Below are 7,119 nucleotides of genomic sequence, written 5' to 3'. Positions count from 1 at the left end.
AGTATAAGGATCTTCATATTCCGAATTAATGTACAAATCTATATAATTAATCATTACATTTGGAAATAATAAAAAATCTGCCTGTATACTATTTTCAGTAGTCAAATCCTTTTTTACTTTATACGTATAACTTAATGAAGTAGTTTTATCTGGTTTACAAGTACCATCTGCTATATAAAACTTACCATCCTTTCCACAATTAGCATTTACAACGATTTTATACACATGGGTTGATACACCTGGTTTTGTCGATTCTATCACAAATTTAATTCTACTCAAAGCATGCTTAAACAATAATTTGACCTTAGTATCGGTTTGACCGGAAGGAGTATTCTCATATATTTTTCCTGTATATAAATAATCTTTTGTAAGACTCATATCACTATTATCCAATGATATTTTTGAATAGTACGAGTCTTCTATTTGCGGATGTCCCTGTATACTATTACGTGTAATACTTAAATCGTAAGGATAATATGCATAAAATGAGAGTCCTTCATAACCACTTGAGTTATTAGGCCATTCTGCGAGATTCTCTTGCTGCAATAAGCCAGACTCTGGATCCACAACATACTTCACGTTCTCCAAGTATTCCTGACATTCAGCATCTCCATTAATTCTATCACCCAAAGTTGATTGTTCACTCTCAGTTGCTCTTATACCAAAAACTCCTACTTCAGAGTTTCCAGACAATCTGTCAGTATCAATAGCAGAGCGTCCAAGAGCATTACTCTGGACCTCTACAGAAATACCAGAGCTAAACCAAACATACTTTGGTTTCTCTACATTATTGTCATCCTCCTCATATGATGGAGCTTCCCCCTTCCGGCAGGAAGGGAGAAGTACCAATAAAAATAATATAATTGATAATAATCTCATATATTAAGTGTAATCATTAAATTTCGCCTTCAATTGGAGTTTTTTCTTCTACCCATTTAGCTACTGTAGCATCCAAATCTATACTTTCCAAGCTATTGATTGTAAGATTAACCTTATATGCCGTACCTATTTCATAAATACCTGAATTAGGAGCTGTGATAGTAAGTTTATTTGTGCTTTTTGGGCTATCTGGTTCTGTTCCACCTGCCAACACAACTTCTATTTCAAAAGTATTTGTAGTTGCGCCATCAGTATACAACATAATTGGATCACCGGCTGGTTTTAAAGCATCCAAATCAGCTATCGCAATACCATTCGCAGCGATATTTGAAACAGCTAAATCTTTGTTTCTAGCATCTGCGTTAACTGTAAGCTTACCTTCTCCATTAGTGCCTGAAACATCAGCAATAGTCAAATCAAGGTTTGTATCAACAGCTTTCACAGTTATACTTCTTAAGTATAAAGTCTGACCACCTTCATAACTAGCAGATTTATTTACATTAAACTGTAGCTGAGTCAGCAAATGGCGAAATGACATACTTGGAGTAACAGCTCCATCTCCCTTACGGAAATATTTAGCATTATATCCATCGTAAGTATTTTCGCTGTCCTCTCCTATTCCATTCAATTGTGTAGCTTCTGCCTTGCCCCATAAAATATCGTCCGTACCATCAATTTCATGAGTTACAGTAACTACATCACCCCCAGCATTGATAGTTGGAGCATCCCAACTTTCTGCTATTGTAGTAAGATCATCAGTAAGACAGTATCCATAAAAACTATAATTCAAAGTTCCTTGATTAGGATAATATCCAGGTTGATTACCCAAAACAAAATCTGTTACTTTATTTGCTGCACTCACTGTTCCTTGTACATTATTCCAAAGTACTGTAGGATCACTAGCTACCTGTTCTGCATTCCAATCACCAGCTTTTGATAATGCAAAAATACCAATCTTAGTATTATTCCAAGCATTTACCACTCCTCTTGACTTAGGCATTTCTTCAACACCTGCAGAGATATTACTACCTGCTCCAAGCTGAATAGCTACAGGGGCATTTGGATTCAAATCAAGATTTGTACCATTGTTATTATCATTCTCAATTGCTGAATCTTTAGTACAGCTGCTCAATGCTGCAACTAAAGCCATACTAAATAAAAAAGTTTTTTTCATAACTATCTATATTTTTTAAAATTAATATTTCATTAAGCTCCAGGTGTCACAGGTATTTCATCTACATCATCTGGGTCAACATCTATACTACCACCGTACTTCCATTCAATAAGTTCTCCGGAAATTTCAATTTTTTCAACATCATACACAGTAATATTCACATCGTATAATACTCCCGGATCAAATATACCAGATGTATTAGCAGCATCACCACCTTCTGCTTTCGCAACTTTCAAAGTTCCTTCAATTGTTCCGACAACCTCTGTTCCTCCTACAGGAGTTTGCGATGTAGTAATAACGATTTCATAAGTATCTTGTGGATACAACAACATAGGAGCAGAAACAGGAGCATGGTTTTCACTTACTTTAGTAGTAACATCAACACCTGCTTCAGGAAAATCTGCCAATTTATCCCCCTTATTTGCAGGTATTTGCTTTGCCCAGAATGATACCTTTGGAGCATCAGTGTCAGCTTCAAATCCTTGTTCTGGATTTGTGCCGCCAGGAATAATAGTCAGTGTACCTGTATTTACTACATTCTTCACCTCAATAGATTTTATTTTTATAGCATTAGCTGTTTCTGTGATAGGACTATTACTACCAGTCCTTGCATTAAATCTAAGTTGTGTCAACAAGTGATTAAATTTCAAGTTAGGGACAACATCACGTCTTGCAGACCATGCACTATAGACCCTTTCTTTATCAGCATCAGTATCCTGTACTTCACCATCAACAACAGCTGTAATATCTGCACTTTTATCAGTCGATGCGACCATTATATCCTGAGTACCGTCAATTTTTAATTTAACAAAGAACCCATTTGATAAATCTTCAGGTTCTTTTGAGCCAACTGGTTCAGTTTTTAATGGAATATCCATACTGGTAGGATCTACTAATACTGCATCATCAATATGAGCTGCATAAAAATCATACACATCATTGCCATTATAGAAATACTGTCCCGTTAATGTCAAAGTTCCTTTTTCTATTGCCTGATCCACATATTCAGGTGCGGTCGCTTGATCAGCATTAATTACAACAGTTTTTGTTGCCCCTTCTGCTCCATAAGCTCCATTATTAATACCATACACATAAACAGTCTCACCATTCCAAGAGTTAGTAGCTGCCAAATCACCTACTGCACCGATACCTCTTGATGCCGGAGTAACACTTACGCTCTGACCTGCGCCAAGAACGATTTCTTCAATTGTTGTGTCGTCAATCTTGTTGTTGTTGTCCAGATTGTCAACATCCTTGTCCCTTGAGCAACTTGCCGCCAATGTGAGCGCCATAGTTGCAAAAATCCATGTTTTGTTCATAAAATAGAAAATTAAATTAAACACTAATTATAACTGTTTTCAAAATCTTCGTCTGGATCTATTGTTATGCTTCCGCCAAACACCCACGGAGTGATTGTCACCTGAGGGCGTATGTCCATTATTCCATATACTGCCAGCTTCACGTTATACTGGTTGCCTGGCTCGTATGCCCCACCGCTTGCAGTCAGTGTCACCGGATAGGTATTGAACATAACCAGGCCGTTCTTTTCCTGTTTCAGCAGTACATCGAACACATATTCCGATTCTCCCGGAGGCAGCAGCAATGCCCCTCCTACCTGTGTATATGGACGCTGATATACCGGCTTGCTGAAATCCACTCCTTCTGTTATAGGATGATATCTGTCTTTCACCAGTGGTGTGTTGTCAGGCTCCGGGAGATACATATCCACCTTCTCCTGTTCCTGCGAGAAGTCCACTCCCATATTACCCACTGCCGAGCTTGCCACAGTGAAGACTCCACGCGTTTTCGACTTGACACAGATGCTTTCGATATATACATTGCCTACATCCTCGCGTGCCGGATAGAGGTAGAACACGAATCTTGACATATGGTGCTTGAACTGGAATATCGGCTGTATGTTCCATGCAGCTGTAATGTTACTGAAACTCATATCAATAATGGCCTGCTTGTCCTTCTCGGAGAATGAGCCGGAAGTAAGCTGTTCTTCTGTCACTGCAGCCTTGGCACTCATTATGTCGTTATATCCGTTTACGGTGATTTCCATCCTTATGCCGTCATCGGACTTTGTGATATTGCCGTCGGGTGTATATGCACCGTCCAGATAATAGGCAAACATGTCGTACGGCTGATTGTTGTCATGAAAATAAACAGTCTTCGGATTGTTGGTCCACGTCAGATAAGGCTCGTCATCGGCAAGCATCGATTTCTTGCCATGCTGCGACTGTACATCCTGCATCAGACCATCCAGCAGGCAGACATTCTTGTCGTCTGTAGAATTGATAGTGTAATTTGTGGACAAATCTTTTTTATATGAATATATGTATACGGTGTCCCACAACTCCTTCTTCATATCAGATACTCTGGTGCCCACATCCTCGCCAAGCTGTGAGTTTCCTATCGAAGGCTGTATCGGGAACGTACCATGAAGCGGTTCCTTATCTAAGGACGAAGAAATCACCTCTTCACCCGGATAGGAATGGTCGGCACACCCGGACATAGCCATGACCGCGCCTGCCAGCATTATGGTAACCTTAATATGTAACCCTGTATATTTCATTCGTATTAAATCAAATTTCACCTTCCATGTCATTATCTTCATCATCCCATTCGTGTACTCCGTCTTCAGTGTCGGACATAACCTGTTCCTTTGTTATCATAAATCTGAAACCGGTATTGAGCACTACATCGTAGTTTTTCACCTTATAGTAGTCCTCCACCTTGTTATATTCCACACTGTTCTCTTCTCTGAGGAAGCGCGAGATGTTCTTTGTAGTTCGCAGTGTTTTGCTCTTGCCGGATGCTTCGGCAAAAATACCGAGCTGTATCACACCGGGACCGATAGAGCTTTCGTCAAGCCTGTTGGGGATTAATCCCAATGAATGCAGTTCCACTTCGAAGAAATAGTTATTGCCTTCTGTCTTTACATTCTGTGCCTTGAGAATAGTCCTGGCTGTGTTTGTGCCTTCATAATCAGACACTAGTATATTATTCAGCAGATATTTCTGCCTTGCAATCCCTGATACCTCCATCAGAGCCTTAGAAATGGTCACCCCATCTTCTACCGTCACCTGAAAAGGAATGACAACTCTCTGGGTGAGACGTTGAGGTGAAAAGCTCAGCACCGTCTCCTCCACACTGTTTATCATAAAGTTCTGCTTGATGTCCGACGACACAGGAGAAATGTTTTGGATGTAAGGATACGCACCGTTCAGGTCTATCCACTTCGCCATCGTTCCGTCGTTTCCCACCAATGCATCCATCTCGGACATATCACGTTTTTCCACGCTCAGCACCAAATCGCGGAGCGATACATCAGTTGTGGTCTGAAAAATAAGTAAAGAATCTACCAGAAGCCCTTTCTGCGGTTTATTGAACACGCACATATTATATTCGCCCGGCTTTATATACAGTTTCGAATCGAACAGCGAGCCATCTGTTATTTCTTCCGACGATGATACCTGGTTCTTATTTTCCGGAACCCCGTTCAGGTCAGTCTTTACAAAGTAGTGACACGTATACTGGATTCTGTTCAAAAGGCAATACATGCTGTCTGTGGAGTTTTCAGCACCCGTTTCCGACTGTATGTTTTCGAATTTGAAACTTACACCGGCAAATTCGTTCTTCACCACCACCTCGTTAGTATCGGGCATGGACGAACATGCTGTCGCCACACAGGCGATAACAAATGAGCCAAACAAGTATTTTCTTTTTAAAAACATCATATGTCAATCTTCTTCTTTAATCACAGCATTATCGTTGTTCTCTTCATTTTCTTTCAGAGGAGTTTCTTTGGGAGCTCTCTGTTCCTTTTCATTCTTCTCCTCTTCCTCTTTCTTCTTTGCAGCTTCCAAAGCTTCAGCTTCCTTCAAAACCTTCTTAGCATTTGCTATAGAGTCCTTTACGAATATCTTTCTCTGCTCTTCCAGGCTGTCTTCAAGCAATTTCGCAGCGCGTATAGAGTCTTTCACAAATTTCTTTCTCAAATCCTGCAAGCTGTCTTCCATATGCTTTGCCACACGTATGGAATCCTTTATACGGCGTTTTTCCAGTTTGGCAGCCTCACGAGCCTGTATCTTGGCATGGTCTATGCGTTTGTACTTATCCTTGATAGACTTGAATCGGAACACGAATGCCACCCTCAAATCGCTCACCACGGGGAAAGGCACAATATGCCAGTTTCTCACATCCGACGTCGGGATATAAACATTATTCTCCCTGTCCAGTGCAAACTTGTTATTGCGCGTCATCATCAGTCCCAGACTCCCGCCAAGTTCCAAATCAATATAACCTTTCTTATAAGAATATAGCGGAATACTATATCCGGCAGTGACACCTGCCCCTATGTATTTTCCCTGTACACCGTTTTCCGAGAATTTAAGGTCGTACCCTCCGGCATTGAGGTATCCTCCCAGATAGTATGCACGCCAGTATCGTGGATTAACCCTCTGCTTCGAGAATAGTTTTTCGTATAGGGTTGGCTTCGTACCGGAATTTGCCCTGAAATCCGTACGCCAGTATTTGCGCACTTCGGGTCTCACCTCCCAATAATTCATTACCATATATGGCAGAAAATTGTGCGAAGTATACCCGTTGTACTTTCCTTCAAGGTTCAAAGTAAGTTTGTTGTAGACAGAATTCGAGATATCGAATTCCACAGCGGCGTTAGGTATAGTCATAAGCCACCCCACAGCATTGGTCTTGACGGACCATCTGTCTTTAAAGCTGATAATAGTGTCTTCCTTAACCTTGTATGCTCTTTTGCTCTGCGATTGCACAGTATTAGTCGAGCACAACAGGCATACTAGAAATATTATATAAAAAGGAGACACAAATTTATGACTATCTATAAAACTCCTAAACATACACCCAATTTTATTCTAATCTACTGCAACGGCAAAACCAATATTACAATTATCGGACTGACGTCACAAAGTGTGTTTCATATTTCTATAATGTTTCTCTCTTTTTTGAATTAACATTTATTTATAAACAAACATTTCATTCAAAATTCTATCACTTCGAAACCAATACTAACTATATTATCC

At 40.1% G+C, this 7,119-nt stretch carries 6 protein-coding genes; all 6 read right to left on the bottom strand.

Features of this window, described 5'->3' with window-relative positions; translation table 11 throughout:
- The coding region (locus I6E11_RS13855; protein ID WP_235338732.1) for a fimbrillin family protein at positions 1-879 on the bottom strand (879 nt) is incomplete at its 3' end.
- Positions 880-895: 16 nt separating this feature from the next.
- Positions 896-2,053, bottom strand: coding sequence for a fimbrillin family protein (locus tag I6E11_RS13850; RefSeq protein WP_235338731.1), 1,158 nt, complete (start codon positions 2,051-2,053; stop codon positions 896-898).
- Positions 2,054-2,085: 32 nt separating this feature from the next.
- Positions 2,086-3,345, bottom strand: coding sequence for a fimbrillin family protein (locus I6E11_RS13845; protein WP_235338730.1), 1,260 nt, complete (start codon positions 3,343-3,345; stop codon positions 2,086-2,088).
- A 50-nt stretch (positions 3,346-3,395) separates the two neighbouring features.
- Positions 3,396-4,676 (bottom strand): fimbrillin family protein, encoded by a 1,281-nt coding sequence (locus I6E11_RS13840; RefSeq protein WP_235338729.1) that lies wholly within the window; start codon positions 4,674-4,676, stop codon positions 3,396-3,398.
- On the bottom strand, positions 4,642-5,796 hold the full coding sequence (locus tag I6E11_RS13835) for a hypothetical protein (RefSeq protein ID WP_235338728.1): 1,155 nt from the start codon (positions 5,794-5,796) through the stop codon (positions 4,642-4,644). The genes I6E11_RS13840 and I6E11_RS13835 overlap by 35 nt, the downstream gene beginning before the upstream one ends.
- A gap of 3 nt (positions 5,797-5,799) precedes the next feature.
- Complete coding sequence (locus I6E11_RS13830; protein WP_262911728.1) at positions 5,800-6,936, bottom strand: DUF3575 domain-containing protein; 1,137 nt, start codon at positions 6,934-6,936, stop codon at positions 5,800-5,802.
- Between the last annotated feature and the right edge of the window lie 183 nt (positions 6,937-7,119).

The organism is Bacteroides caecigallinarum (genome assembly GCF_021531075.1).
Classification (GTDB): Bacteria; Bacteroidota; Bacteroidia; order Bacteroidales; family Bacteroidaceae; genus Phocaeicola; species Phocaeicola caecigallinarum_B.
This window is presented reverse-complemented; position numbering and strand designations above follow the sequence as displayed.